The sequence below is a fragment of the Porticoccus sp. GXU_MW_L64 genome (assembly GCF_052983295.1).
In genome coordinates, this window is sequence record NZ_JBRKJK010000008.1 from 98682 (window position 1) to 124570 (window position 25889).

The window sequence follows — 25889 nt, forward strand, 5'->3', positions numbered from 1 at the left end:
GCCCATGAAAAAACAACCAAAAACAGACACGTTTAACGACGTATTGAATCGCCGGCTGTCCCGCCGCAGCGCCTTAAAAGGCATGGCTGGAACAACGGCCTTTGTCGCCGGTGCAACCAGTGTTGCTGGCCTGGCAGGGTGTTCTATCGATCACACTGAAAAAACCTCTCCCGCGCTGACCTTTGATGAACTCCCCCACGGTTATGACACTACCCACCACGTGGCTCCTGGCTACAACGCCGATGTGTTGATTCGCTGGGGCGACCCTTTGTTTGAGGATGCCCCGGATAATTTCAGCGGCGGGATCAAAGATGCGGAATCCCAGAAAGTACAGTTTGGCTACAACAACGACTTTATCGGCTTTCAGTCGCTGCCACTGGGCTCCAACAATTCCGACCACGGCCTGTTGTGCGTCAATCACGAATTCACCACATCCCGCTTAATGTTCCCCGGCGTAAAAGACGTGGGTTATCTGCTGGAATCCAGCCGCGAACAGGTAGATATCGAGATGGCCGCCCACGGCCATTCGGTGATCGAAATCAAAAAAGTGGATGGTCAATGGCAGGTGGTGAAAGACAGTAAATACAATCGCCGCCTTAGCGCCCATACAGAAATAGAGATTACTGGCCCCGTAGCCGGACATCGCCGTTTGCAAACCAGCACCGACCCAACCGGCCGCAAAGTGTATGGCACGCTGGGCAATTGCGCTGGAGGGGTAACCCCCTGGGGAACCATCCTGATCGCCGAGGAAAACTTTCAGGTGTATTTTGACGGCGACCAGATCGAGGCCGACAAAAAAGCACCGGGGGAACGCCGCAACTACGGCCTGTTTAACGCTGGCTACTACCAATATCGGGACAAAGACCCGGATTTAACCGAGCAAGAACAGGCCAACCAACCTCCAGAGCTCAAAGGCAAACGGGCGTTCTACCGCTGGGCGGACTACCACGATCGCTTCCATATCGAAAAAGAACCCAGAGAGTTCAACCGCTTTGGCTGGATGGTGGAGCTGGATCCCTACGACCCGCAGTCAACTCCCAAAAAACGCACAGCCCTGGGCCGCTTTGCCCACGAAGGCGCCACCATCGTTGCCGAGCATGGCAAGCAGGTAGTTGCTTACTCCGGTGACGATGGCAAAAACCAGTTTATCTACAAGTTTGTGTCCAAGGACAAGTACGACAAAAACAACCGAACAGCCAATATGGAACTGCTGGCGGAAGGTGACCTTTATGTAGCCAAATTTCATCCAACGGGTGTTGGAGAGTGGTTAAAAGTGGAATTGAAAGAAACAGGTTGGGCGACCCCGACATTTACCAATTTGCAAAACCCTGAGGAGGCCTTGATAGAAACAAGACTGGTCGCTCGCCTGTTGGGTGCAACAGCAATGGATCGGCCTGAAGATATCGAAACCAATCCAGTGACCGGGCGTACCTATGTGATGTTGACCAACAATAACGAGCGTACTCCCGAAACCACGGACCCGACAAATCCGAGGGCTGACAATCGCTGGGGCCAAATTGTAGAGATTCTGCCGCCGGGTATAGACGGTAGTCGCGATCACCTGGCCGACCACTTCCAATGGGACATGTTTTTGCTGGCGGGCGACCCCAACCACCCGGACGGCGGCAAGCGTGGTCGCTACCACAAAGACGTGACTAAAGACGGCTGGTTTGCCAACCCGGATAATGTCGCCTTTGACCCTCAAGGCCGCATGTGGATCAGCACAGATGGTTTTCCAAAGAACAAAACTCCGGAAGGGTTGGACGCCCCCATACACGATGGCGTCTGGGCCTGTGAAACCACCGGGGAAAACCGCGCACTAACACGGCACTTCTTTGGCTGCCCCATTGGGGCAGAGCTGTGCGGTCCCTGTTTTACTCCGGATGGGGAAACGTTTTTTGTTTCCGTGCAACACCCTGGCGATGTTCCCGGCAGTGACTACAGCAACCCGGCTACCCGCTGGCCGGATTTTGATCAGGCCAATCCGCCCAGGCCATCGGTGGTGGTGATTAGCAAAAAGGGTGGTGGAAGAATTGGTTGAGAGTGGTGGTTGTCGGATGGGGATCGCCGCGCTGCGCTCGCGATGACAAGACTTTGACCTGAATCCGTGACTTCAGAGTGGATGCAGAGCGTAAGATATTGGTTTCACAGTGGAATTGAAAAATCTTAGCTTCACCCGTCGGTTAAGTGGGTATTTTCTTAACCAAGAAAGTCAAACCGCTGTGGAATCAAGAGCTTGTGCTGTACGCCGCTCTGAAGTTACGGATTCAGGTTTGAGGCATCTGGAAACGCACTCGGCATGGCGGTGTTTTACCGCCGCAGTACGACCCCAATCACTCCCAGCACCAACCCGCAAATCGCTCCATACAGGTGCGCATCCACTGCCGTGGGCACGTGGCTGATGGTGGAGATAATTACCGCCTTGCCGGACAGCTGTTCCATAAACACTTTAATGCCAATGGCCGCCAGCACCACGCCATTAATCAGCGGCATTTGACGAAACTGCATAATGGCGGCGGCCACCAGCAAGCCGGTGAGTACGCCGGAAAAGCCCATATACCACTTCAACGGTGTCAGCCACAAAAGGCTTGCCCCCACACCTGCGCACAGCAGTGGCAACACAACCAGCCACTGTCTCCACCCGAAAAAGCCCCGGTAAAGCCCCTGGAACAGAATCACCACCAGGGCGTTAAACACCAGGTGTGTCCAGTTGATATGAACAAAGTGGCCGCTTATCAGCCGCCACCACTCCCCCTGCCCAACCGCCATCCGATTCAGGGGAAGTAACTGTTGGTATTGAACGGGCAGCAGTTGCGCCACCACAAATAAAGCACAGCACAGCAGGGGTATAACGTAGTGACTGTTGGCAGTTTTCATGGTTTTTCTCGTGTTATGGAATCTGGTGGGCAGATAAAACGTGAACTGTTTTTCGTTTCCAGTCAAATCAACATCTTAGAATCAATTGGTAGTTTGAGCAGAGTAGTCCTTATCGTGGTCATATCACACAATAACTCAAAGGCGGGCAGGTAGTTACGATGTTGCGAACAATATTTTACGGGTTGCTGACGATGGTTTTTATGCAGGCAGCAGCCTTTGGTGCCGATGATATCAAGCCCCCCAGTGTTATTTCACTGCACGGGCATGTGTACGCCATGCATCTGCTGGAAAACAAGACCTTTGAGCAGCAGCTGTCAGGAAAGGTCACTGCCCATCATTACAGTGGTCACCTTGTGGGCCATCGGGATAGCTGGGTACGGCTGTCCAGTATTGATGGCTCCTGGCAGGGCGTGATTTCACTGTCTGGCCAGGTGTATCTGGTGGATGTGCCTGCGCCAGACCCGACGGAGCAGAGCAAAAGCGAGCAAATAGCCCACAGCCGGGTGATGAGTGCCACCCCCGCCGCTGATTTGCCGCCGGTTGCCTGTGGGCACCCCGGTCACAACCACCAAAACGAACCCGAGAGCAGCCCGGCTCTGGTCAATCCCAACGTGCACTCGGCGCTGCAGATTCCCCAGGAAGTGCAGTTCAACGAGCTGTGCGCCACCACCGTGGACGACGGCTCCGGTGGTCAGATTTGTCTGCTGGCGGAAATCGAGTTTATTTTTGACGAGGCTTTCCGGGACGAATTTGGCGCCAATGCCCGCGGCCAGGCGGAAGCGCTTATCAGCATGGTAGAGGGTTTTTACCGCAACGACTTTGGCATTATTTTCGACACCTTGACCCTGGAGCTGGCGGATAACTCTGTGTTTGATTCCGATGTGATCAACTCTGACCCACTGAACGCATCGGACTTTCTCAACCATATCAGCAGCCTCAAACGGGATAACAACCGGTTTACCTTTCTGCAAAACCGCAATGCTTTGACTCATGTAGTGACCGGCAAGGATTTTGCCGGCAGTACCGCCGGTGTTGCCTTTGTTGATGTGGTTTGCAGCAGCTTTGGCAGCGGTACGGGCACCTCCCGTTTGTTGGGTTTTAGAGGTCCGAACCTGGCGTCAACGGCCTTGGTGGTGGCCCATGAACTGGGCCACAATTTTGGTGCCGGCCACGATGGTCAAGGCAGCAATTCCTGTGATGGCAGCAGTTTTGTGATGGCGCCGTCGGTGGGCTTTAATATCACTGAATTTTCTTCCTGCTCAAAGGACACGATTCAGGATCGTCTCTCCGATATTTTTCAGGAGCCCAGAAGCCGCCGCCGCAACGACCCGTTGAGCTGCTTTAACTTCCCCGCTGATATTGCCATTGTTGCCGATGCCGGCAACCCCACCTTTGCGACTTCCGGTGCCGATGCTGCTTTACAGTATACGGTGACCTCCGCAGATGCCTCCCGGGATGTGTCGCAAATTACCGTTACCGGCTCCGTACCCAACTCTCAGGGTCGCTTTAATACCGTCACCCTCAATGGCCAGGCCTGTACGGTGGCCGGAGATGGTCTCAGTTACAACTGTGTACTGAATACCCCGCCGGACTCCATGACGCTGATTACCAACGTCCAGGCCACCGTTGCCAGCGCCTCCTTTACTCAGCGTGTGGCGGTTTCCAACGACGACGAAATTGTCGATATCAACAGCAGTAACGACGAAGTGGTCAGCAACCTGGCAACGGATTCGTCCCTGTCGGTTCCGGCGGGAGCCAGCAATCTGGTGGCATCCCAGGCCAACGTCAGCGATGTGGAGCTGACCTGGAACGACAACAGCGACAACGAAGATAACTTCCGCATTGAACGCCGGGAAAATGGTGGTAACTTTAACGTGCTCACCACGGTGGCGGCCAACGCCACCAGCTTTACCGACACCACCACCCAGGTGGGCGTCAATTACGGGTACCGGGTTGTTGCCCTCAATGGCAATGGCGATGCGGTGGCCAGCGACACAGTGACCATTGTGGTATCACCATCAGTACCCGCAGTGCCCAGCAATCTGTCCGCCAGTGAAGGCAATAACAATAGCGTCAACTTGACCTGGACGGATAACAGCGATAACGAAACCAGCTTCCGTATTGAGCGGCGTGTGGGCAATGGCAACTTTGCCACCTTTAGCGACCAGCCGGCCAATGCCACCCGCTTTACCGACAACACCACCAGTGCTGGCACCACCTACACTTACCGGGTGATTGCCCGCAACAGCGGTGGTGATTCGGCGGCCAGTAACGAGGCCACCATTACCCTGGCCACACCCCCGCCGGTGGTGCCGGTTGAGCCGGATGCGCCCAGTCGCCTGTCGGCCAGCCAGGACAGTGGCACCACCGATGTCACCCTGAGCTGGACCGATAACAGCAGCGACGAAGACAACTTCCGTATCGAGCGCCGCGTTGATAATGGCGACTTCGCGACCCTGGCTACCGTGGCTGCCAACGCCACCCGCTATACCGATAACACCAGTGCTGCCGGCACCAGTTACAGCTACAGAGTGTTTGCGGTAAACAGTGCGGGCGACTCGGCGGCCAGCAATACAGTGGACATCACGCCAACAGATCCCGCTCCGGCGGCCCCCGGTGATTTGTCCGCCACTCAGGGCAGCGGTAATGATGTGTCCCTGAGCTGGACCGACAACAGCGACAACGAAGATAACTTCCGCATCGAACGTCGCATTGGCAGTGGCAGCTTTTCCACCCTGACCACCGTCAATGCCGGTGTCACCAGTTTTACCGATACCAACACCGCCTCGGATACCGAATACGGCTATCGGGTGTTTGCCATCAACGGCTCGGGAGATTCCGCGGCCAGTAACCTGGCAACTGTTACCACCCCGGTGCCACCACCTCCGGCGCCTGCTCCGGAACCCGATAGTGGTGGTGGCGGTTCCACTGGTTGGCTGCTGATATTTATGGGGGTGCTCGCGGTATTCAGAAGAAGGTTGCAAGGGTGAAGCATCTGCTCCCCGTTATCCTTGCTCTGGCTGTTACTGGCTGTGGTGCGGTTGATACCGCGCAGCAGCCAACGCCGCAAATTACCTGGCAGGCGCTCAATGCCAGCAATTACGATTTCGATGTGCAACGCAGTTGTTTTTGCACCCCGGAATACACCCGCCCCATGCGGGTCAGCGTTCGCAGTGGCGCAGTAAAAAGTGCTGTTTATACCGACGATGGTACGGCGGTATTGGCCGAGGTTTTAAAATCCGTCAATACCATCGACCAGTGGTTTGCCTATATCCAAAAAGGCCAGCAGCGACCCTTTGCCCGACTCGACCTTGAGTTTGACCCTGACAAGGGGTATCCCACGCACATCGATGTGGACGAGGACGAACGCATGGCGGATGAGGAACAACAACTGACCCTGAAGAATTTGGTTATTCACTGAGATTTGAATGGACAACTCCCGGCCACTTGCCTAAAATGCCCTGTTAGATTTCCACCGGCCAGAGGGCGGTTTATCCTTCGGGTACAGACAAGTAAAAGCGAGATGAAGCAAATAGCGGCATCTCGCTTTTTTACAGCCTGAAATCAAGGATTTACCCTTATTTGGTCGGCGAACTCTGTTTACATTTATCGCCTGAAAATGCACAGAGGATACCGAGTGACCGCTCCTGAACAAACTCTGCAAAAACCCCGCAAGCCCGCCATTCTGGTGCTGCAAGATGGCACTGTTTTCCGTGGTACCGCCATTGGTGCCGATGGTATTTCCAGTGGTGAGGTGGTGTTTAATACCGCTCTTACCGGTTACCAGGAAATTCTTACCGACCCGTCCTACGCCAAGCAAATCGTCACCCTTACTTACCCCCATATCGGCAATGTGGGTGTGAACCCGGAGGATGAAGAATCCAGCCAAATCTGGGCCGCAGGCCTGGTGATTCGCGATTTGCCGCTTTTGGTGAGCAACTTTCGCAGTGAACAGGCGTTGGATGATTACCTTCGCGAACGCAATATTCTTGGCATCGCCGATATCGACACCCGCAAACTGACCCGCCTGCTTCGAGAGAAGGGCGCTCAAAACGGCTGCCTGATGGCGGGCGACAGCATTGATGAAGACCAGGCGCTGGCGGCGGCGCAAGCCTTTGCCGGCCTCAAAGGAATGGACTTGGCCAAAGAGGTGTGCACCACCGAACGTTATTCCTGGCAGCAAGGCAGCTGGGAGCTGGGAGCTGGGCACGCAGAAAAAACGGTCGACAAGCCCTTTAAGGTGGTTGCCTACGACTTCGGTGTAAAGCGCAATATTTTGCGTATGCTGGTGGATCGCGGTGCCGAGTTGACCGTAGTGCCTGCGCAAACGCCGGCGGCCGAGGTGCTGGCCATGAACCCGGATGGCATTTTCCTTTCCAACGGCCCCGGTGACCCGGAGCCCTGCGATTACGCCATTGCCGCCATTCAGGAAATTCTGCAAACCGAGATTCCGGTGTTTGGCATTTGCCTGGGCCATCAATTGCTGGCCCTGGCCTCCGGCGCGCAAACCGTAAAGATGAAGTTTGGCCATCACGGTGCCAACCATCCGGTGCAGAACCTGGACGACAATACCGTATTGATCACCAGTCAGAACCACGGTTTTGCGGTGGACGAGGCCAGCCTGCCCGCCAACCTGCGCGCCACCCACAAGTCGCTGTTCGATGGCTCACTGCAGGGCATTCACCGCACCGACAAACCGGCGTTCAGCTTCCAGGGCCACCCGGAAGCCAGCCCAGGGCCCCACGATGCAGCGCCGTTGTTTGATCACTTTTTTGAACTAATGGTGGCTCGCGCTGAAGCGGAGTAACCTGTTATATCGCGGCCCGTGTTGAGTTGTTTGGGTTGCACGTCGCACGTCTGACGTCGCACGCTACTCTTTAATCAAGGAAAGCAAGCACGTCGTCAGAAAGAAATGCGCCATCCCCGCGAAGGCGGGGATCTATGGTGCTACGAAGTAGACAATTGGATTCCTGCCTGTGCGGGAATGACGAAACTGAACTGGTTTTAGCGTGCGACGTGCGACGTCAGACGTGCGACCAAACAAAGTTAATTTAGTACGTTTAAGCGGATATTTACCGACTATGCCGAAAAGAACCGACATACAATCCATTCTCATCCTCGGTGCTGGCCCCATTGTTATTGGCCAGGCCTGTGAGTTCGACTACTCCGGTGCCCAGGCTTGCAAGGCTCTGCGGGAAGAAGGCTACCGGGTGATTCTGGTGAACTCCAACCCGGCCACTATTATGACCGACCCGGCCATGGCCGATGCCACATACATCGAGCCTATTGAATGGCAGACCGTGGCAAAAATTATTGAAACCGAGCGCCCGGATGCGGTGCTGCCCACCATGGGCGGTCAGACGGCACTGAACTGTGCCCTGGACCTGTCGAAACATGGCGTGCTGGACCAATACGGCGTAGAACTGATTGGCGCCAAAGAAGACGCCATTGACAAAGCCGAGGATCGCTCCCGCTTTGATGTGGCTATGAAGTCCATCGGCCTGGAAACACCCCGTTCCGGTATTGCTCACTCGGTAGAAGAAGCCCTGGAGATTCAGAAGCAGTTTGGCTACCCATTGATTATCCGCCCGTCTTTCACCATGGGTGGCTCCGGCGGCGGTATTGCCTACAACCGCCAGGAGCTCATTGAAATCTGTACTCGCGGCCTCGACCTGTCGCCCACCAACGAGCTGTTGATTGACGAATCCCTGTTGGGCTGGAAAGAGTACGAGATGGAGGTGGTTCGCGATAAGAACGACAACTGCATCATTATCTGCTCTATCGAAAATTTCGACGCCATGGGGGTGCACACCGGCGACTCCATTACCGTAGCTCCGGCCCAGACCCTGACGGACAAGGAATACCAGATTATGCGCGACGCCTCCTGTGCGGTGTTGCGTGAAATTGGTGTGGAAACCGGTGGCTCCAACGTGCAGTTCGGTATTCACCCGGACACCGGCCGCATGGTGATTATTGAAATGAACCCCCGGGTGTCCCGCTCCTCGGCGTTGGCCTCCAAAGCCACTGGTTTCCCCATTGCCAAAGTGGCGGCAAAGCTGGCGGTGGGCTACACCCTGGACGAACTGCAAAACGAAATTACCGGCGGCGCTACCCCGGCATCCTTCGAGCCGTCCATTGACTACGTGGTGACCAAGGTTCCCCGCTTTACCTTCGAGAAGTTCACCAAAGCCAACGCCAAACTCACCACCCAGATGAAATCCGTGGGTGAGGTAATGGCCATTGGCCGCACTTTCCAGGAATCAGTGCAGAAAGCCCTGCGCGGCCTGGAAGAAGGCAAGGCCGGTTTTGACCCCATTGTGGATTTAAGCGACGACCAGGCCATAAGCACCATTCGCCAGGAACTGCTGGAACCGGGTTCGCAACGCATTTGGTACGTGGGCGATGCTTTCCGCGCCGGTTTGACGGTGGATGAAGTGTTTGACATTTCTGCCATCGACCGCTGGTACCTGGTGCAGATTCAGGATTTGATCCACGAAGAACTGGCCCTGGCGGGCCGCACTCTGATAGACATTCAACGGGATGAACTGTTTCGCCTCAAGCGCAAAGGTTTTTCTGACGGGCGTTTGGCGGATATTCTGGCGGTTGGTGAAAGTGATGTGCGCCGCCACCGGGAAGCGCTGGAACTGTTCCCGGTGTACAAGCGGGTGGATACCTGTGCGGCGGAATTTGCCTCCTCCACCGCGTACATGTACTCCACCTACGAGGAGGAGTGCGAATCCGAGCCGTCGGACAAAGACAAAATCATGGTTTTGGGAGGCGGTCCCAACCGCATTGGCCAGGGTATCGAATTCGATTACTGCTGCGTACATGCGGCACTGGCCATGCGCGAAGACGGCTACGAAACCATTATGGTGAACTGCAATCCGGAAACGGTTTCCACCGACTACGACACCTCCGACCGGCTTTATTTTGAACCGGTGACCCTGGAAGACGTGCTGGAAATTGTTCGCGTTGAAAAGCCCAAGGGTGTAATTGTGCAGTTTGGTGGCCAGACGCCGCTGAAACTGGCCCGCGCCCTGGAAGCGGAAGGGGTGCCCATTGTTGGCACCACCCCGGATGCGATCGACCGCGCCGAAGATCGCGAACGCTTCCAGCAAATGATCAACAAGCTGGGCCTGCGTCAGCCCCCCAACGCCATTGTTCGCTCCGAAGAAGAAGCCATACAAAAAGCGGCAGAAATCGGTTACCCGCTGGTGGTGCGTCCCTCCTACGTACTGGGCGGTCGCGCCATGGAAATTGTTTACAAGGAGGAGGAGCTTAACCGCTATATGAAAGAGGCGGTTAAAGTGTCCAACGAAGCCCCGGTGCTGCTGGACCACTTCTTGTCGTCCGCCATCGAAGTGGATATCGATGCGGTGTGCGACGGTAACAGAGTAGTGATTGGCGCCATTATGGAGCACATCGAACAGGCGGGTATTCACTCCGGTGACTCCGCCTGTTCACTGCCCCCCTACAGCCTGCCGGAAGATGTGCAGGCGAACATGCGCGACATGGTAAAAGCCATGGCTCGCGAGCTGGACGTGAAAGGGTTGATGAACGTTCAACTGGCCTGGCAGGATGGCGAAATTTACGTGATTGAAGTCAACCCTCGTGCTTCGCGCACGGTGCCGTTCGTGTCCAAGTGCATTGGCACATCGCTGGCGAAAGTCGCCGCCCGTTGCATGGTGGATCAAAGCCTGGAAAGCCAGCAGTTCACCAGCGAAGTCGTGCCGCAACAGTTCAATGTGAAAGAAGCGGTATTCCCCTTCAACAAATTCCCCGGTATCGACCCGATTCTCGGGCCGGAAATGAAATCCACCGGCGAGGTCATGGGTGTGGGTGAAACCTTTGCGGAGGCCTACGGCAAGGCCCAACTGGGTGCCAACGACCCTATCCCCACCAGCGGCAATGCCTTCCTGAGTGTGCGCAACCCGGACAAAGCGGGCATTGTTGCAGTGGCAAAAGACCTGATTGATCTGGGCTTTACCGTTGTTGCCACCGAGGGCACTGCAGCGGTGATTCGCGATGCCGGGCTTGCGGTAGAGCAGGTAAACAAAGTGCAAGAGGGCAGGCCACACATTGTCGACCGCCTGAAGTCGGACGACATCGACCTGATTATCAACACCACCGAAGGCCGTCAGGCCATTGCGGATTCCGCCGCCATTCGCGCCAGCGCAGAGCAACACGGTGTGTACTACACCACCACTTTGGCCGGTGGCCGTGCTGTGGTGATGGCTTTGCAATACGAAGGTGGCATTAACGTGCGTCGCCTGCAGGATTTGCATTCACAGGACCGGTGACAGAGGACAGAAAACAGATGAACAAGATTCCCATGACTGCTGCCGGTGAAGCAAAATTGCGCGCCGAGCTTGAACACCTGAAAAAAGTCGAGCGCCCGCGCATTGTCGAGGCCATTGCCGAAGCCCGCGAGCACGGTGACCTGAAAGAAAACGCCGAATACCACGCGGCCCGGGAGCAGCAGGGTTTTGCGGAAGGGCGCATTCAGGAAATTGAAGGCAAGCTGTCCCACGCTCAGGTGATTGACGTCACCACCATCCCGGAAAGCGACAAAGTCATCTTTGGCGCCACGGTGGAAATCATCAACTGCGATACCGATGAAACTGTCAAATACCAAATCGTCGGCGACGACGAAGCCACGGTAAAAGAGGGCAAAATCTCTTACCAGTCACCCATTGCCCGCGCTTTGATTGGCAAAGAAGTGGGCGAAGTGGTGGTGGTAAATACGCCCTCCGGCGAAGTGGAATACGAGATTGATAGCGTGGCGCATCTATAGGCACTTTTGTCGCCTCCGTCATACCGAGTGTAATTTCAGACGGCTGTTCTAATACCCTCGGTCATTGCGAGCGTAGCGAAGCAATCTCCATCAAACTGGCAGAGACTATCTGGAGATTGCTTCACTGCGCTCGCAATGACGTATAGATATCCGCAGCTTATTTACGCAAATCAATCATCGGAATATTGTCGCCACCGGTATACACCGGCAACACGCCATTCCACTGTTCCACCTTCTTCAGCTCAATGTAGTTCGGCGATTTGGCCAGTGTTTTATTGATCACATCAATTTTATAGGCCTCTGCATCCGCCAGTTCTTTAATGCGTTGTGCTTCCAGCCGGGCAGCGCGCAATTCAGATTCGGCCTGTTTTACCTTCTGGTCTTGTTCAGTGGCAAAGCGCTCCAGTTCTGCTTGCTGCTTCAATACTTCCTGCTCGCGCTTCTTGGTTTCCGTAATGGCGGTGCGGATCACATCTGGCAGCTGCACATCGCGAATTAAGATGGTCTCCACCTGAATGCCCTTGGGGGCGAGAAATTCCGCCAGACCAATTTGCAGTGTTTCCTGCAGCTGACGTTGTACGGATTCCCGGAAGAAATCCTGAGATACGGCTACCCCTTTGCCTTGTTCCCGCAAGATAGAACGCAGCTTGGGAATCATATGCACCTGAATCAACGCCTGTGTGGTGCCAGTGTTGCGCAGAATATCCGGCGCCATCTCTCCCACAGTGCGGTATTGCACCGACACATCCATTTTGGTGATCAACTTGTCTTCTGCAGGAATGCCGGCGGTTTCCTTGTGGGTTTTCTGGCGCAGGTCAAATGCTGTAAACGCCAGTAACGGATTGACGAGATGAAGACCTTCCCGGTAGGTGTTGTCCTGAACCTTGCCGAACAGGGTTGCCACTTTTACGTGACCGGCAGGCACGGTAATGATGACAGACATCAAAAAGAACACCGCCGCTGCCGCAACGCTGATGTAGCCTAAAATGTTTGTTTTCTGTTTGATCGGGCCAGATTTGGATTTGAGGATTGCGATGCCGATAATCAGCAGAACAATAGCGAGGACTAATTTGGTCATTGTAAAGCTCCTTTTAAAAGTTGTTTCCTGGTAGCGGAAAGAGCAAAACAATAAAGCCTGCGGTCATCTGGATCAAGCACAGGCTATTATTCCAGATTCACGTTGAGAGTGCCTACCGCATCGCCTGTAACACATTCTGTTTCTGTTCCACCATCTGCGCCTGTATCGCCGCATATTGATTGGCATTTACCACATCCCCCAAAACAATCAGCGCCGGAGACGGCAGTGGGTTTTCAGTGAGTTTTGCAGCGATATTGCTCAGGTTGCCGATCACAAGCTGTTGATTTTTGGTGGTGCCGTTGGCAATAACGGCAATGGGTTTGCTGGGGGTGCAGCCGCGCTCTAATAATTCGCTGCAAATATTGCTCAGGTTGGAAAGGCCCATATAAAACACCACGGTGCCATCGTTGTGCATCACCAAATCCCAGTTCAGTTCCAGTTGGTCGTTTTTACGGTGTGCGGTAATAAAGGTTAGCGCATGGGCGTGGTCGCGGTGGGTGAGGGGTATTTGCAATGCGGCAGCGCAGCCGGTGGCGGCGGTTACGCCAGGCACCACCTGGCAGCGTATGTTGTGTTTGTGCAGTTCGTCCAGTTCTTCACCACCGCGACCAAATACAAAGGGGTCGCCGCCTTTCAAACGCACCACTTGCTTGCCCTGCTGCGCCAGAGTTACCAGAACCTGGTTGATGTCGTCCTGGGGCAGGGTGTGGCGGTGTTTTTTCTTGCCTACATTAATCATTTTGCAATGGGCAGGAGCGTATTCCAGTAACGCGGGGTTGGCGAGGCGGTCATAGACAATAGCATCGGCCTGTTGCAGTAAACGCAGTGCTTTTACGGTGATTAAATCCGGGTCGCCGGGGCCTGCACCGACCAGCGAAACTTGTCCGGTTTTTTTAACTAATGAAAGTGCCATTTTAATTCACCTTCAGACTGACAGAGCCTGTATGTTGCGTCACTTTGTGTTGACGGATAAGTTGATTAAGTTCGGGAATGCACGAACCGCAGTTAGTGCCACATTTGAGTTGTGTGCCCAATTCCTGGCGACTGACTGCACCGTTTTGAATGCTGTGAATAATTTTGTTTTCGCAGACGCTGAAACAAGCGCAAACGGTTTTGCCGGTAGAGGAGTCAAAGTGGCCACTTAATAAAGCACCGGGTGTTGCTACGGTGCTGCCAAGCATGAGCGAGTGTAGCCATTCGGTATTGGGTAATGCGCTTGCGTCTTCGTGACTAAACAGCGCCCACTGCAACTGGCCATTGACCCAGCAAGACAAGCGCCGTTGCTCGCTGGCGGGGTTTTCCATTTGCATAAGCTGCTGTTCGCCATTGAATTCTTTGTTGGCCTGCTCGATCCAGCCTTGCCAATCAATGGCACTGCCGCTGGCAACGTAGCTGTGGCCTAAGCCATCGGTGACCGGGGTGCGGTGCCAATAATCGAAACTGTCAAATTGCAACGGCTGGCGGGAGACGACGTTGGCCCAACAGGAAGTGGCAACCGGTTTGATGGCGACGGGGGTGTATTTGAATTCCGGTTGGCCGGAAATCGTATCGGTAATCGGTGCTACCAGGCTGTCGATACGGGCGCGACTGGCGAATTGATCGTTCCAGTGAATGGGTACGAACAGTTGGCCTTCAGCAATGTCGTTGTCCAGTTGCACCTGTAATTCCACGGTGCCGTGGGCGCTGGTAATGCGCGCCAAAGCCTGGTCTTGCAGTTGGTGTTGTTTGGCGGTGTTTGGGTGTACGGCAACAAACGGTGCTTGCATGTGATTGAGCAGTTTTGGTGCGCGGCCAGTGCGGGTCATGGTGTGCCACTGGTCGCGAATACGGCCACTGTTTAAGGCCAGCGGAAATTGTTTGTTCAGTGGCCGGTGGGGTTGTGCGGCATCCACTGCAATAAAGTTGGCTTTGCCATTGGCGGTGGCAAATTGGCCATCGCCAAATAAATGTTTGCTGCCGTAGGGGGCGTCTTCGGTAATGGGCCAGCGAATAGGGGGCAGGTGTTGGTAGTCTTGTTCACTGAGGTCGCTCAGACCGGAAATATTAAAGACACGGTGAACCGTGTTTTTGCCAGAAGTGTTTTTATAGGCGCTGAGTCGTGCGTGTTCCACAAATACATCGCGCGGGGTTTGGAATTCAAAACCGTGATAGCCCATGGCTTTACCCACTTGTGCCATGATCCACCAGTCGGCCTTGGCGTCTCCCGCGGGTTGTAGCAAGCCGCGTTGTCGAGAAATACAGCGTTCGGAATTGGTAACGGTGCCGGATTTTTCACCCCAGCCCATTGCTGGCAACAAAATATTTGCAGTGGCTGTGGTGTCGGTTTCGGCAATACAGTCAGACACAATAACCGTATCGCAGGCTTGCAATGCTTTTTGCACTGCATTGGCGTTGGGCATGCTCACAACCGGGTTGGTGCCCATAATCCAGATGGCACGAATGTCTCCGCTGGCTACCTTGTCGTAAAGGTCGACAGCCTTTAGTCCCGGCTGTCGGGGCAGGTTGGGAGCGTTCCAGAATTCGCTGACCAAATCGCAATGTTTGGGGCTGTAATCCATATGGGCCGCCAGCATATTGGCAAGGCCACCCACTTCGCGGCCACCCATGGCGTTGGGTTGGCCGGTTATGGAAAACGGGCTGGCACCGGGTTTGCCCACCCGACCGGTGGCCAGGTGGCAGTTAATAATGGCGTTGCAGGCATCGGTGCCCTTGGCAGACTGGTTGATGCCCTGGGAATAAAAAGTCACGGTTTTTGGGGTGTCGGAAAACCACTGGTAAAACTGGCGCAACGCCTCAATAGGGACGCCGGTTTTTTTGGCAACGAATTTCAAACTGTATTTTTTGGATTTTTCCAACGCTGCTTCAAAGCCATTGGTGTGGTTGGCAATATAGGCTGTATCCGTGGCATTTTCTTTGGCCAAAAAATTCAGCAGGCCATTAAACAACAAAGTGTCGGAACCGGGTGCGGCGGCAATGTGCAAATCGGCAATATCGCAGGTGGCTGTACGCCGAGGGTCGATAACCACTACCTTCATGGTGGGACGCCTGGCTTTGGCGGCTTGAATGCGTTGATACAAAACCGGGTGTGTCCAGGCAGTGTTGGCGCCAGTGAGTACCAGTAAATCCGCTTGTTCCAGGTCCTGATAATTGGCGGGTACCGCATCGGCACCAAAGGCGCGGTTGTGTGCGGCCACAGCGGATGACATACACAGCCGTGAATTGGTGTCCACATGAGGTGTGCCGATAAAGCCTTTGGCCAATTTGTTGGCCACGTAATAGTCTTCGGTGAGCAATTGGCCAGATAGGTAAAATGCAATGGCACCGGAGCCGTATTGATCGCGCACACTTTGTAAGCGACGGGCTACGGTGTTTATGGCGGTGTCCCAGTCGGTTTGTTCACCGTCCACAACCGGATGTAACAAGCGGCCATGGTCGCCCATGGTGTTGTGTACGGTGCTGCCTTTCACACACAAACGCCCGCCGTTGGCGGGGTGTTTTTTGTCGCCCTCTACCGCAATAATTTTTTTGCTGTCACTGTTATTTATGCGGGCAGAAATGCCGCAACCCACCCCGCAGTAGGGGCAGGTGGTGCAAACGGTTTGTGCGTTAGCAGCGCTCAACGTAATACAACCTTCTCGTTTTCAATGCTTACGTGATAGGTGGGTACTTTTTGTTCAGTGTCTTCCAGGCATTCGCCAGTGGTGAGATCGAAGTGTTGTTTGTACAACGGTGAAGCAACCACCAAACGGCCATCGATGTCACCGACAATGCCGCGCGATATGACGTTGGCTTTACCAATTGGGTCCCAGTTGCCGATGGCGAATACTTGCGGGGTTTCTTTGGGCAAAAAGAAAATCGCGACTTGTTCGTTGTTATGGCGAACACACACACCGGAGTTGGGTACCAGGTCGGCGGTAGCACAGACTTCGTTTGGGGTGATGTTGACGATGTTGTTCATGGGGTTTCCTTGTTTTTTGTCATCCTGAGCGCAGTGAAAGATCTCGTAGTGCCGGGCTTGTGAGATCCTTCGCTGCGCTCAGGATGACAATTAATGGGTTACGCGGTTTCTTTTTGCATTTCCAGAATTTCCGCTTCGGTGGCGGGGCGGGGTTGGCCGCGTTCTTCGACGAATACAATGCTTTCGTCCTCTGCTTCGCTGTTGATGAACTCGCGAAAGCGTTTGAGTTTTTCCGGATTTTCAATGGTGGTTTTCCATTCGCACTGGTAGCTGCCAACAATATTTTCCATTTGCGCTTCCAGTTCTTCTGCGATGCCCAGAGAATCTTCGATTACCACTTGCTTCAGGTAATCCAGGCCGCCTTCCAGATTGTCCAGCCACACGGAAGTGCGTTGTAAACGGTCGGCGGTGCGCACGTAAAACATCAGGTAGCGGTCGATGTATTTGATGAGAGTTTGGTCGTCGATGTCGGTAGCGAACAGATCCGCGTGGCGGGGTCGCATGCCGCCGTTGCCGCCAACGTAGAGGTTCCAGCCTTTTTCGGTGGCGATAATGCCGAAGTCTTTGGACTGCGCTTCGGCGCATTCGCGGGTACAGCCGGAAACGGCGGATTTGAGTTTGTGCGGTGAACGCAAACCCTTGTAGCGGTTCTCCACGTACAGCGCCATGGCTACGGAGTCTTGCACTCCGTAGCGGCACCATGTGCTGCCCACGCAGGATTTTACTGTGCGCAGGGCTTTGCCGTAGGCGTGGCCGGTTTCAAAACCGGCGTCAATCAGCTCTTTCCATATGTCCGGCAAATCGCTTAATCGTGCGCCGAATAAATCCACTCTCTGCCCGCCGGTGATCTTGGTGTACAGGTTGTATTTTTTGCCTACCTGACCAAGCACGATTAATTTATCGGGGGTAATTTCCCCACCCGCAATACGTGGCACTACAGAATAGGTACCGTTTTTTTGCATATTGGCAAGGAAGGTATCGTTGGTGTCTTGCAGTGGCACGTGGTCGTCTTGCAGGATGTAGTCGTTCCACAATGACGCCAAAATGGAACCGGCCAGAGGCTTGCAAATATCGCAACCTTTTCCGGTGCCGTGTTTTTCCAGTAGTTCGTCGAAGGTTTTAATGCTGCCCACTTTAATCAAATGAAACAGTTCCTGGCGGGTGTAATTGAAGTGCTCACAAACGGCGGTGCTGATTTCCATGCCACGGGCGGCCATTTCGTGATCGACAACGTCTTTCAATAGCGCCGCACAACCACCGCAGCCAGAACTGGCTCCAGTCTCGGCTTTTACATCGCCCAGAGAGGCGCAGCCACCGTCGATGGCGTTAATGATGTCGCCTTTGCTCACATTCAGGCAGGAGCAAATAGTAGCGCTGGCGGGCAAGGCTGCGGCACCCAGTGCCGGTGCGCCTCCCTCGGTGTTCGGCAGTATTAGCGCTTCCGGTTCGGCGGGCAGTTCAATGCCGTTCAGGTAATACTGCAATAGGGTGTCGTAGTCACTGCAATCGCCAACCAGTACAGCACCGAGCAATGTCTTGCCGTCTTCGCTGACGTTAATGCGTTTGTAGACTTCGCTGCGCTCGTCGCTGAAGGTGTAGGAAATCGCACCCTGTTGTTTGCCGTGGCCATCGCCAATGGCGCCAACGTCTACTCCCAGCAATTTCAGTTTGGTGCTCATATCGGCACCGGTAAACGGAGTGCTTACAGCTTGCAGTTGGCTGGCGGCAGATTCCGCCATGCGGTAGCCGGGAGCCACCAGGCCAAAAATTTTATTATCGAACAAAGCACATTCACCAATGGCGTAAATGTGTTTATCACTGGTGCGGCAGTTGCTGTCGATGATAATGCCGCCGCGCTCGCCCACTTCCAGGCCGGCGTCCCGAGCCAGTTGGTCGCTGGGGCGTATACCGGCAGAGAACAGAATCATATCGGTGTGTAATTCACTGCCATTGGCAAATTTCATGGTCAGGTGTGTGTCTGCACCACTGTTATTTGCAACGATGTTTTCGGTGGCTTTACTGGTATGTACCTGTACGTCCAGGGCTTCAACTTTGCGGCGCAACATGGTGCTGCCACCGGGGTCTAGCTGCACCCCCATCAGGTGCGGGGCAAATTCCACAACGTGGGTTTCCAAACCCAGATTCTTCAATGCATTTGCCGCTTCCAGTCCCAACAAGCCGCCACCCACAACAACTCCGACTTTGGATTCTTTGGCCTGGGCATGGATATAGCCCAGGTCGTCGATCGTACGGTACACACAGCAGTGTTTATCATCAGAACCGGGAATTGGCGGTACAAAAGGGTAAGAGCCTGTGGCCAGCACCAAGGTATCGTAGGCAAAGGTTTGGCCGCCTTTGGTGGTGACGATTTTGGTGTCGCGGTCAATGGCAGTTACCGGGTCGCCAAAGTGTCCGTCAATACCGTTCTGTTTGTAATAGTCGCGGGAAGTCAGAGCCAGGTCTTCCGCAGTGCGACCAGAAAAGTACTCGGACAGGTGAACCCGGTCGTATGCAGGGCGTGGTTCGCCGCCGATGACGGTAACTTTGAGTTCAAGGTCAGATTGCAACAGTTGTTCTACATAGTGGTGGCCAACCATGCCATTGCCGATAACTACGATCTTTTTCATGTCTGTTTTCCTGGTTGGCTTCAAGCGGCGTTGGACGCAGAAGCGGGCTGTTGTTGTTTGCTGTTGGTCGTGTCTGCGCTTTTTACCAGGCTGGGAGATGGTGTTTCCTGCGCCGGTTTTTCACTGGTTTGCGCCGGGTTGCGCTGTTTTTCGTACAAGAAGCTGAGCACTTCCTGGCGGTAGTGGTTGAATTGAGAGTCGTCCGCCAGAGTTACCCGGTTGCGCGGGCGTTCCAGCTTAATATCCAACACCTGGCCAATGGTGGCAGCGGGGCCGTTGGTCATCATGACAATGCGGTCAGACAGTAATACTGCTTCGTCTACGTCGTGGGTAATCATGATCACGGTGTTGCCCAAACGCTGTTGAATTTCCATCAGCGAATCTTGCAAGTGGGCGCGGGTGAGGGCATCCAGCGCTCCGAAAGGCTCGTCCATCAGCAAGACTTTGGGTTCCATGGCCAGGCAGCGGGCAATGCCCACCCGCTGCTTCATACCCCCGGATATTTCGCCGGGCAGCTTGTGCATGGCGTGGTCCATATGCACCAGGCGCAGGTTGTGTTCAACCCATTGGCGAATCTCTATTTTTGATTTGGTTTTTTTGAATACGCATTTCACCGCAAGCTCGACGTTTTGATACACGCTTAGCCAGGGCAAAAGAGCGTGGTTTTGGAAGACTACGGCACGATCCGGGCCTGGTTCGTCCACTTCTTTGCCCTGCAAAATAATGCCGCCTTCGGTGGCTTGATAGAGACCGGCAACAATATTCAGTACGGTGGATTTGCCGCAGCCAGAGTGTCCGATCAAGGAAATAAACTCGCCTTTATTAATGGCAAGATTGACGTTTTGCAGTGCACGAAAGGGCTTGCTATCGGTTGGGAATTCAATGCCAACCTGACTGATTTCCAAATAACGATTGCTCATTGTTTTAATCTCATTGTTTGTGCTTACAGGTTGGTGTGAATTAACGCAGTACGGCTTGTTTGTCCCAAGACACTTTCTTCTGTACTTGTAACATCAGGCGGTCCAGGAAGAAGCCAATAATGCCGATAACCAATACAGCGACCATGATGCGTCCCAGAGAGTTGGAAGAACCGTTTTGGAACTCGTCCCAAATGAATTTCCCAAGGCCGGGGTTTTGCGCCAACATTTCGGCGGCGATCAATACCATCCAGCCGGTCGCCAGCGACAAGCGCAGACCGGTAAAAATCATCGGGATAGCAGAGGGAATAACGATGGTTTTAATGCGCATGAAGGTGGAGAGGCGCAGTACGCGGCTCACATCTACCAGGTCGCGGTCAATGGCGGTAACGCCGACGATGGTGTTGATCACGGTGGGCCACAAGCAGCACAGTGAAACGGTAAACGCCGATGTCAAAAAGGCTTTTTCAAACCATGGGTCCTGGCTGGTGTACAGGGCAGAAACCACCATGGTGACAAGGGGCAACCATGCCAATGGCGAAACCGGTTTAAAAGTTTGGATGATGGGGTTAAACGCCCGGTATAGAGTGTCGTTCAACCCGCAGGCAATACCCAGGGGAATGGCGACAATAGAGGCGATTAAAAAGCCAAAACCCACGGTGTATAAGCTGGTAAAAATCTGGTCGATAAAGGTGGCTTTGCCGGGGTAGTTGCGTACTTTGATTTTTGCGTCTGGATTTTTGGCCAACTTTTTGGCGTTGCGTTTTTCCTGGCGCTGGTAAAACGCCGCTTCTTTGTCCCGTTCTCGGTTGTGTTCGGCGATCAGATTTTGAGTCTGTTCCCACACCTGCACCGGGCCGGGAAATTGGCCCAGTGACGTTTTTATGGAACCTGCGCCAACGTGCCAAAAAAATAGAAAAACGATAATGCCTAAAACCGGAAGCAGCACGTTCTTCGCCACACTGCTGGCGCTGAATTTGACATTTCTTTTGAACATGCTGGCCAGGTTTTCCACACTCGCTATAAATTCGCCAAGAGCCGTTTTTGTGGCTACGTCACTCATGCTGTTTCCTGTTTGTATTGCGTTACTGTCATTCTGAGCGAAGCGAAAAATCTCGAGATTGAGATCCTTCGCTTCACTCAGGATGACGGGTTCAAATATCGATTACTTGTTTTTCAAACCAATGGGAAATTTGTCGATGTACGCATTGGGCTCGCGACCGTCGTAGACGATGTTGTCAATAAAGTGTTTTTGCGGCGCGCGGAAGCCAGTTTCGCTGGCAAAATCCGGGAAGTCTTTCGCTTCAACATAGCCTTCGGCAATTAGCTCTTCGGCCGCCTGTTGGTAAATGTCTGGGCGGTATACGGTTTTCGCGGTGTCGAAGTAGAAACTGTCGGGCACCGCTTCGGAAATTTGTCCCCAGCGACGCATTTGCGTGAGATACCAAATGGCATCGGAGTAGTAGGGGTAGGTGGCGTTGTAGCGGAAGAAGACGTTGAAGTCGGGCACTTCGCGCTTGTCGCCTTTTTCGTATTCGAAGGTGCCTGTCATGCTGTTGGCGATGACTTCGTAGTCTGCACCCACGTATTCACTGCGGGACAAAATTTCCACCGCTTCCGGGCGATTGGCGTTGTTGTTGGCGTCCAGCCATTGCGCTGCACGAATGAGTGCTTTCACAACTCGAACACTGGTGTTGGGGTATTTTTCGGCAAATTCTTTGGTGATTCCGAAAACTTTTTCCGGGTTGTTTTTCCAGATTTCGTAATCGGTAATGACCGGTACACCAATGTCTTTAAATACCGCTTGCTGGTTCCAGGGCTCGCCCACGCAGTAACCAGAGATGGTGCCGGCTTCCAGTGTGGCTGGCATTTGTGGTGGCGGTGTAACAGACAGCAATGCTTGCGCATCAACCGTACCGCTGGTGTCGCCGTTTTGGGGTTCATAGAAGCCCGGATGAATATCGCCTGCGGCCAACCAGTATCGCAGTTCGTAGTTGTGGGTGGATACCGGGAATACCATACCCATTTTAAAGGGCTTGCCTTCGGCATTGAGTTTGTCGACAACCGGCTTCAAGTAGTCGGCTTTAATGGGGTGAACAGGTTTGCCATTTTCCATGGGAAGGTTGGCTTTCATTTGTTTCCAAATGTCTTTGGAAACGGTAATGCCGTTGCCGTTTAAATCCATACTGAACGGGGTAATGATGTGAGCTTTGGTACCGTAGCCAATGGTGGCGGCCAAGGGCTGACCGGCCAACATGTGGGCGCCGTCGAGTTTGCCGTCGATCACGCCGTCCAGTAGCACCTTCCAGTTCGCTTGGGCTTCGATGGTGACGAATAATCCCTCGTCTTCGAAGTAGCCTTTTTCGTAAGCGATAGCCAGCGGTGCCATATCGGTCAATTTGATAAAGCCAAACTTGAGTTCGTCTTTTTCGGGTTCTCCCAGTTCGCCATGGCAAACGCTGGCGGCGAGTATGCTGATGCCGCACGTCAATACTGCAGCGCAGCGGCGGGCGGAGCGTATCAGTCGGCGGGGTGCCAGCTTTGTCCGAATCTGTTTGCTCAACATGGTGCTTCTCCTGCAATTGAAATTTCGTGACTGCAAAAAAAAGCCTGCCAGAGAGAGGGGGACTCTCTGGCAGGCTTCATCGCCCAGGGTCGGGTAGCAGTGGTAATAATGTCTCTATTCGGGTTGTTGCAGGTAGCGTGCCAATTGATGGCTTCTTTATATTTTTTGAGATTAAGTTATTGATGTTAAATGACTATTTTCGTTTTTTGTGTCAGTTTGAAACGGTTTTTTAACCAATAGGTTATTGAGCGGTGTAATGAGGAAGTGAAGACTGCATTAAGATGGTGCGTTTGTTTTAAAGCTGCATGGGTGAGTTGGCACCAAAATAGTGCATTAATCGGTCTGTCTACCGCTCTCTGCCAAGGCGCTTGATAATGGCGGTGGCTACGTCTGGCATGGTTGCATTGGTTTTCATCGACAGGGTTCTTATTTGCTCGTGAGCTTGCTGCTCGGTGATGTTTTTGTGGGCCATCAACAGGCGCTTGGCTTGCTCGATAGGAGATATCTTTTCCAGTTTTGACAGGGTTTTTTCAAGTTCCCGGTGCAATGCCTGGCGGGATTCAAAGCGCGCGATGGCGGCGTGAACGATGGCAGATTCAGGGCGGTCGTCACTGAATCGCTCGGGAACATAAGCACACACTCCGGCCTGGGTTGCCTTGCGTATAAAAGCCGAATTTTCCTCCGGGCAGCAGACAATAACCGGCGTTGGTGCATATCGCTGAATGGCGGTCAGGTGCTCCAGTATTGATGGATCCGGTTGTTCGATGTCTATAAGCAGCAGGTCTGGCCGATGTTGCTGTAGCTGATGCATCAGTCCATTGGGGTTGGGCAGCAGTTCGGCAATATCAAAGGCTTTTTGACGGGTCTTTTTTTGGCGCTTGCCGCAATACGCATCGCTGACAACAACGACACGTATTGGCTTTTCCGGTGCTGATGTATTCATGGATCAGTAGGTCGCAGTGAGCGTCAGCCAGACTTTGTCGGTGTCGGTTGCAAAAGTATCCGCATCGTAAGATGCGTACTTCAATTGCGCAGACAGGCTGTCATTAATCGCGTATGTGGCCACCAGATTAAGCTCTGAACCCAGATCGGTATTTTGCTCCTCGGAATCAAAGCGGTGGTAGGCCGCCAGTACTTTCAGGCTTCCCAGTTTGGTGCTCGCCTGCAGGTAAACGTCTTCGATGCCTCCCGCCGGTGTGCCCAGAAATTTGTCACTCCAGCCCTGAAACTTGTGCAGCGTTGCCAGGGGAGTTCTGAAGGCGGCGTTGCCGTCGTCGCTGCCAAGGCGCTCGTAGCCAAGGGATACAGTGGTGTTGCTGAGTGGATAGCTGAGCTGCCCGCTGAAGTAATTGGCGGAGTAATCCACCGGGTTATCGCCAGCGTTACTTTGCCGGGCGAGAGTGGCGCCAATGGTGAATTTGCCAAGGCTGGTTTTGTAGTCGATGCCGAAGGTGTTGCTTGAGTTGGCGGGAGAATTGTCAAAATCCAGCAGATAGGCGAAAGCCTGAAACTGGTGGTTGCCGATAGGCTTGACTGTGGCGCCGATCAGGTGTGAATTTGAGTTCCAGCGCCTGGGTTGAACCGCGCTGTTGTCCGGCCCAAAGATTCGGTTAACCGCGTTTATGTAGCTGTATTGCAGCGAAACTGGCCCTGCTTCGACGGCTTTGACTGTCAGCGCATCGTAGGTTTGTTCATTCTGGCGCCAGCCCACTCCCCCCACAAAACGCTGGCTGCCAATCAAAATACGTTGCCTGCCAATCACAGTAGTTGCCAGGTCGCTTTTGTGTTCTACATACAATTGGTTGAGGTCAGTGCCGGTGGGGTCGGCGACTATCGGGAATTGGGTATTGCCGTTGGTGGGGGTGCGATATTGCTCTGCGCCTATGGCGGATACATTGTCGACTTCACCTACAAGACGAAAGTTGTTGTATGTGGCGCTTTTGTAGCTGAGCCGGGACTTCAGGGTTGAGGCTTTGGCGGTATTTTCAATCCCCTGCTGGTCTACATATTCGTATCGGTAGCGGAAGTTGAGATCGAATTCTCCCTGGGTGAATAGTTCAGCCACGCTGTTGGCTTGCTCGGCATTTGCTGCTGGCAGGGCGGATAAAGTAACAGCGATGGTGGTTAGCTTTAACAGTGTATTGGGAGTCATGGTTTGATCACTCAAGTTGGGTATAAAACATCAAGCCCGCATATACGGGCTGTATATGCGGGCTTCGTTACCCGACGTATTGCGTAGTAGCCAAATACAAATCTCATGCCAAAAAAATAAATACTTGTTTTTCATTGTGTTATGAAGGTTTCGCTTTGGATTAAGGAGCGGCTGTGCACAGCCTTGGTGCAAAAAACAATCCCCAGATGCCATTCGCACCTCAAAATATTGGTTGCCAAAGGAACTTTACTGCGCTTGCTGGCTCAATAACTGCGCAAGGCCTGTTTGGTGTTGCACAGATTTTGATTTGAGTATTGACCAGTAATTTGTCTGCAAGACGAGGAGTGGAGAGTGAATTTTTTTAAAAGCAAAGTTGCCTTGTTAGCGCTGGTGATGGGTGTGGCCCCCTTGCAATTGGTTGAAGCCTCCGGTTCCGGCGGCTATGGCGGTGGTGGCAGTTCATTTCCGCAGCGCTCCCAGCCAAGGCCGGTAGATGCGGCTTACGAGCGCGGTAAAGCGTTGTTTAAGGGCCGTGAAAAAAGCTACGGTGATGTGCGTGTGTGCATGAACGACAGTGCAACCGGCGAGGCTGTGAAGGTGAAAAAGAAATTGCTGAAACCCTATAAGCAGGGCAAAGCACTGGATTTCGCCAACACTCTGCACAATTGCAATGTGCCAGAACAGAAAATCGTTGATGTGTACGGCCGCAATGATCTGGCGGCACTGGTGCACTACTTTAACAAGCGCTACAAGCTGAAACTGAAGTATTAACAGCGTCTTCTCAGCAATGGGGTGGTTGACGGATTGTCATCCACCCCTTTTTTTACCTTTCTGATAGTCCCCATCGCTGTCCCCAAAAATCTGAAGACGTGAATCTGGAGTGGTGTGCCGTGACCGTGGCCAGCAGGGGTGCTGGCCTC

Annotated in this window: 18 protein-coding genes; 7 read left to right on the top strand and 11 right to left on the bottom strand. The window is 53.6% G+C overall.

The features are described from left to right. Positions 1-4 precede the first annotated feature (4 nt). Positions 5-2041, top strand: coding sequence for a PhoX family protein (locus tag ACVBEJ_RS08125; RefSeq protein ID WP_447129122.1), 2037 nt, complete (start codon positions 5-7; stop codon positions 2039-2041). 269 nt (positions 2042-2310) lie between these two features. On the opposite strand, the gene rrtA is transcribed toward ACVBEJ_RS08125, so the two are convergent. Next, the gene (gene rrtA, locus ACVBEJ_RS08130) at positions 2311-2877 is read right to left on the bottom strand and encodes a rhombosortase (protein WP_447129123.1); all 567 of its coding nucleotides are present in this window, start codon (positions 2875-2877) and stop codon (positions 2311-2313) included. Positions 2878-3035: 158 nt separating this feature from the next. Between rrtA and ACVBEJ_RS08135 the strand changes: the two genes are divergently transcribed. The 5 genes from ACVBEJ_RS08135 to greA all read left to right on the top strand — a co-directional run bounded on the left by ACVBEJ_RS08135 (position 3036) and on the right by greA (position 11671). After that, on the top strand, positions 3036-5867 hold the full coding sequence (locus ACVBEJ_RS08135; protein ID WP_447129124.1) for a fibronectin type III domain-containing protein: 2832 nt from the start codon (positions 3036-3038) through the stop codon (positions 5865-5867). Then, positions 5864-6298, top strand: a complete 435-nt coding sequence (locus tag ACVBEJ_RS08140; protein ID WP_447129125.1) for a DUF6174 domain-containing protein — start codon at positions 5864-5866, stop codon at positions 6296-6298. The genes ACVBEJ_RS08135 and ACVBEJ_RS08140 overlap by 4 nt, the downstream gene beginning before the upstream one ends. Before the next feature lie 216 nt (positions 6299-6514). Beyond that, positions 6515-7684 carry a glutamine-hydrolyzing carbamoyl-phosphate synthase small subunit gene (gene carA / locus ACVBEJ_RS08145; RefSeq protein WP_447129126.1) on the top strand — a complete coding sequence of 390 codons (1170 nt, stop codon included), beginning with the start codon at positions 6515-6517 and terminating at the stop codon, positions 7682-7684. Positions 7685-7958: 274 nt separating this feature from the next. Then, positions 7959-11177 carry a carbamoyl-phosphate synthase large subunit gene (carB, locus tag ACVBEJ_RS08150; protein WP_447129127.1) on the top strand — a complete coding sequence of 1073 codons (3219 nt, stop codon included), beginning with the start codon at positions 7959-7961 and terminating at the stop codon, positions 11175-11177. A gap of 17 nt (positions 11178-11194) precedes the next feature. Further along, positions 11195-11671 (top strand): transcription elongation factor GreA, encoded by a 477-nt coding sequence (gene greA / locus ACVBEJ_RS08155; RefSeq protein WP_447129128.1) that lies wholly within the window; start codon positions 11195-11197, stop codon positions 11669-11671. Between the two features lie 157 nt (positions 11672-11828). Here greA and ACVBEJ_RS08160 read toward each other — a convergent pair whose 3' ends face one another. From ACVBEJ_RS08160 to ACVBEJ_RS08205, 10 genes are all read right to left on the bottom strand, one after another. Then, positions 11829-12749, bottom strand: coding sequence for an SPFH domain-containing protein (locus ACVBEJ_RS08160; RefSeq protein ID WP_447129129.1), 921 nt, complete (start codon positions 12747-12749; stop codon positions 11829-11831). Positions 12750-12861: 112 nt separating this feature from the next. Further along, entirely contained in the window at positions 12862-13662 is an 801-nt protein-coding gene (cobA, locus tag ACVBEJ_RS08165; protein WP_447129130.1) for a uroporphyrinogen-III C-methyltransferase, read from the bottom strand. Position 13663: 1 nt separating this feature from the next. Then, positions 13664-16369, bottom strand: a complete 2706-nt coding sequence (locus ACVBEJ_RS08170; protein ID WP_447129131.1) for a nitrate reductase — start codon at positions 16367-16369, stop codon at positions 13664-13666. Continuing rightward, positions 16366-16707 (bottom strand): nitrite reductase small subunit NirD, encoded by a 342-nt coding sequence (nirD, locus tag ACVBEJ_RS08175; protein ID WP_447129132.1) that lies wholly within the window; start codon positions 16705-16707, stop codon positions 16366-16368. Before nirD ends, ACVBEJ_RS08170 begins: the two co-directional genes overlap by 4 nt. Before the next feature lie 98 nt (positions 16708-16805). After that, entirely contained in the window at positions 16806-19334 is a 2529-nt protein-coding gene (nirB, locus tag ACVBEJ_RS08180; protein WP_447129133.1) for a nitrite reductase large subunit NirB, read from the bottom strand. Positions 19335-19354: 20 nt separating this feature from the next. Beyond that, a complete protein-coding gene (locus tag ACVBEJ_RS08185; protein ID WP_447129134.1) occupies positions 19355-20254 on the bottom strand; it encodes an ABC transporter ATP-binding protein in 900 nt (299 codons plus the stop codon). A gap of 40 nt (positions 20255-20294) precedes the next feature. Further along, positions 20295-21248: an ABC transporter permease gene (locus ACVBEJ_RS08190; RefSeq protein WP_447129222.1), complete on the bottom strand. Its 954-nt coding sequence runs from the start codon at positions 21246-21248 to the stop codon at positions 20295-20297. A 168-nt stretch (positions 21249-21416) separates the two neighbouring features. After that, positions 21417-22817, bottom strand: coding sequence for a CmpA/NrtA family ABC transporter substrate-binding protein (locus ACVBEJ_RS08195; protein ID WP_447129135.1), 1401 nt, complete (start codon positions 22815-22817; stop codon positions 21417-21419). A 346-nt stretch (positions 22818-23163) separates the two neighbouring features. After that, the gene (locus ACVBEJ_RS08200; RefSeq protein ID WP_447129136.1) at positions 23164-23760 is read right to left on the bottom strand and encodes an ANTAR domain-containing response regulator; all 597 of its coding nucleotides are present in this window, start codon (positions 23758-23760) and stop codon (positions 23164-23166) included. Positions 23761-23763: 3 nt separating this feature from the next. Continuing rightward, the gene (locus ACVBEJ_RS08205; RefSeq protein ID WP_447129137.1) at positions 23764-24969 is read right to left on the bottom strand and encodes a porin; all 1206 of its coding nucleotides are present in this window, start codon (positions 24967-24969) and stop codon (positions 23764-23766) included. A gap of 351 nt (positions 24970-25320) precedes the next feature. Between ACVBEJ_RS08205 and ACVBEJ_RS08210 the strand changes: the two genes are divergently transcribed. Continuing rightward, a complete protein-coding gene (locus ACVBEJ_RS08210) occupies positions 25321-25740 on the top strand; it encodes a hypothetical protein (RefSeq protein ID WP_447129138.1) in 420 nt (139 codons plus the stop codon). Positions 25741-25889 lie beyond the last annotated feature (149 nt).

Excerpts from the sequence above, each read along its gene's own strand:
- ACVBEJ_RS08135 (WP_447129124.1), top strand. The coding sequence starts at position 3,036 with ATGTTGCGAACAATATTTTACGGGTTGCTGACGATGGTTTTTATGCAG.
- ACVBEJ_RS08190 (WP_447129222.1), bottom strand. The coding sequence starts at position 21,248 with ATGTTCAAAAGAAATGTCAAATTCAGCGCCAGCAGTGTGGCGAAGAAC.
- ACVBEJ_RS08185 (WP_447129134.1), bottom strand. The coding sequence starts at position 20,254 with ATGAGCAATCGTTATTTGGAAATCAGTCAGGTTGGCATTGAATTCCCA.
- ACVBEJ_RS08200 (WP_447129136.1), bottom strand. The coding sequence starts at position 23,760 with ATGAATACATCAGCACCGGAAAAGCCAATACGTGTCGTTGTTGTCAGC.
- carB (WP_447129127.1), top strand. The coding sequence starts at position 7,959 with ATGCCGAAAAGAACCGACATACAATCCATTCTCATCCTCGGTGCTGGC.
- greA (WP_447129128.1), top strand. The coding sequence starts at position 11,195 with ATGAACAAGATTCCCATGACTGCTGCCGGTGAAGCAAAATTGCGCGCC.
- ACVBEJ_RS08195 (WP_447129135.1), bottom strand. The coding sequence starts at position 22,817 with ATGTTGAGCAAACAGATTCGGACAAAGCTGGCACCCCGCCGACTGATA.
- ACVBEJ_RS08205 (WP_447129137.1), bottom strand. The coding sequence starts at position 24,969 with ATGACTCCCAATACACTGTTAAAGCTAACCACCATCGCTGTTACTTTA.
- ACVBEJ_RS08160 (WP_447129129.1), bottom strand. The coding sequence starts at position 12,749 with ATGACCAAATTAGTCCTCGCTATTGTTCTGCTGATTATCGGCATCGCA.
- cobA (WP_447129130.1), bottom strand. The coding sequence starts at position 13,662 with ATGGCACTTTCATTAGTTAAAAAAACCGGACAAGTTTCGCTGGTCGGT.
- ACVBEJ_RS08125 (WP_447129122.1), top strand. The coding sequence starts at position 5 with ATGAAAAAACAACCAAAAACAGACACGTTTAACGACGTATTGAATCGC.
- rrtA (WP_447129123.1), bottom strand. The coding sequence starts at position 2,877 with ATGAAAACTGCCAACAGTCACTACGTTATACCCCTGCTGTGCTGTGCT.
- nirD (WP_447129132.1), bottom strand. The coding sequence starts at position 16,707 with ATGAACAACATCGTCAACATCACCCCAAACGAAGTCTGTGCTACCGCC.
- nirB (WP_447129133.1), bottom strand. The coding sequence starts at position 19,334 with ATGAAAAAGATCGTAGTTATCGGCAATGGCATGGTTGGCCACCACTAT.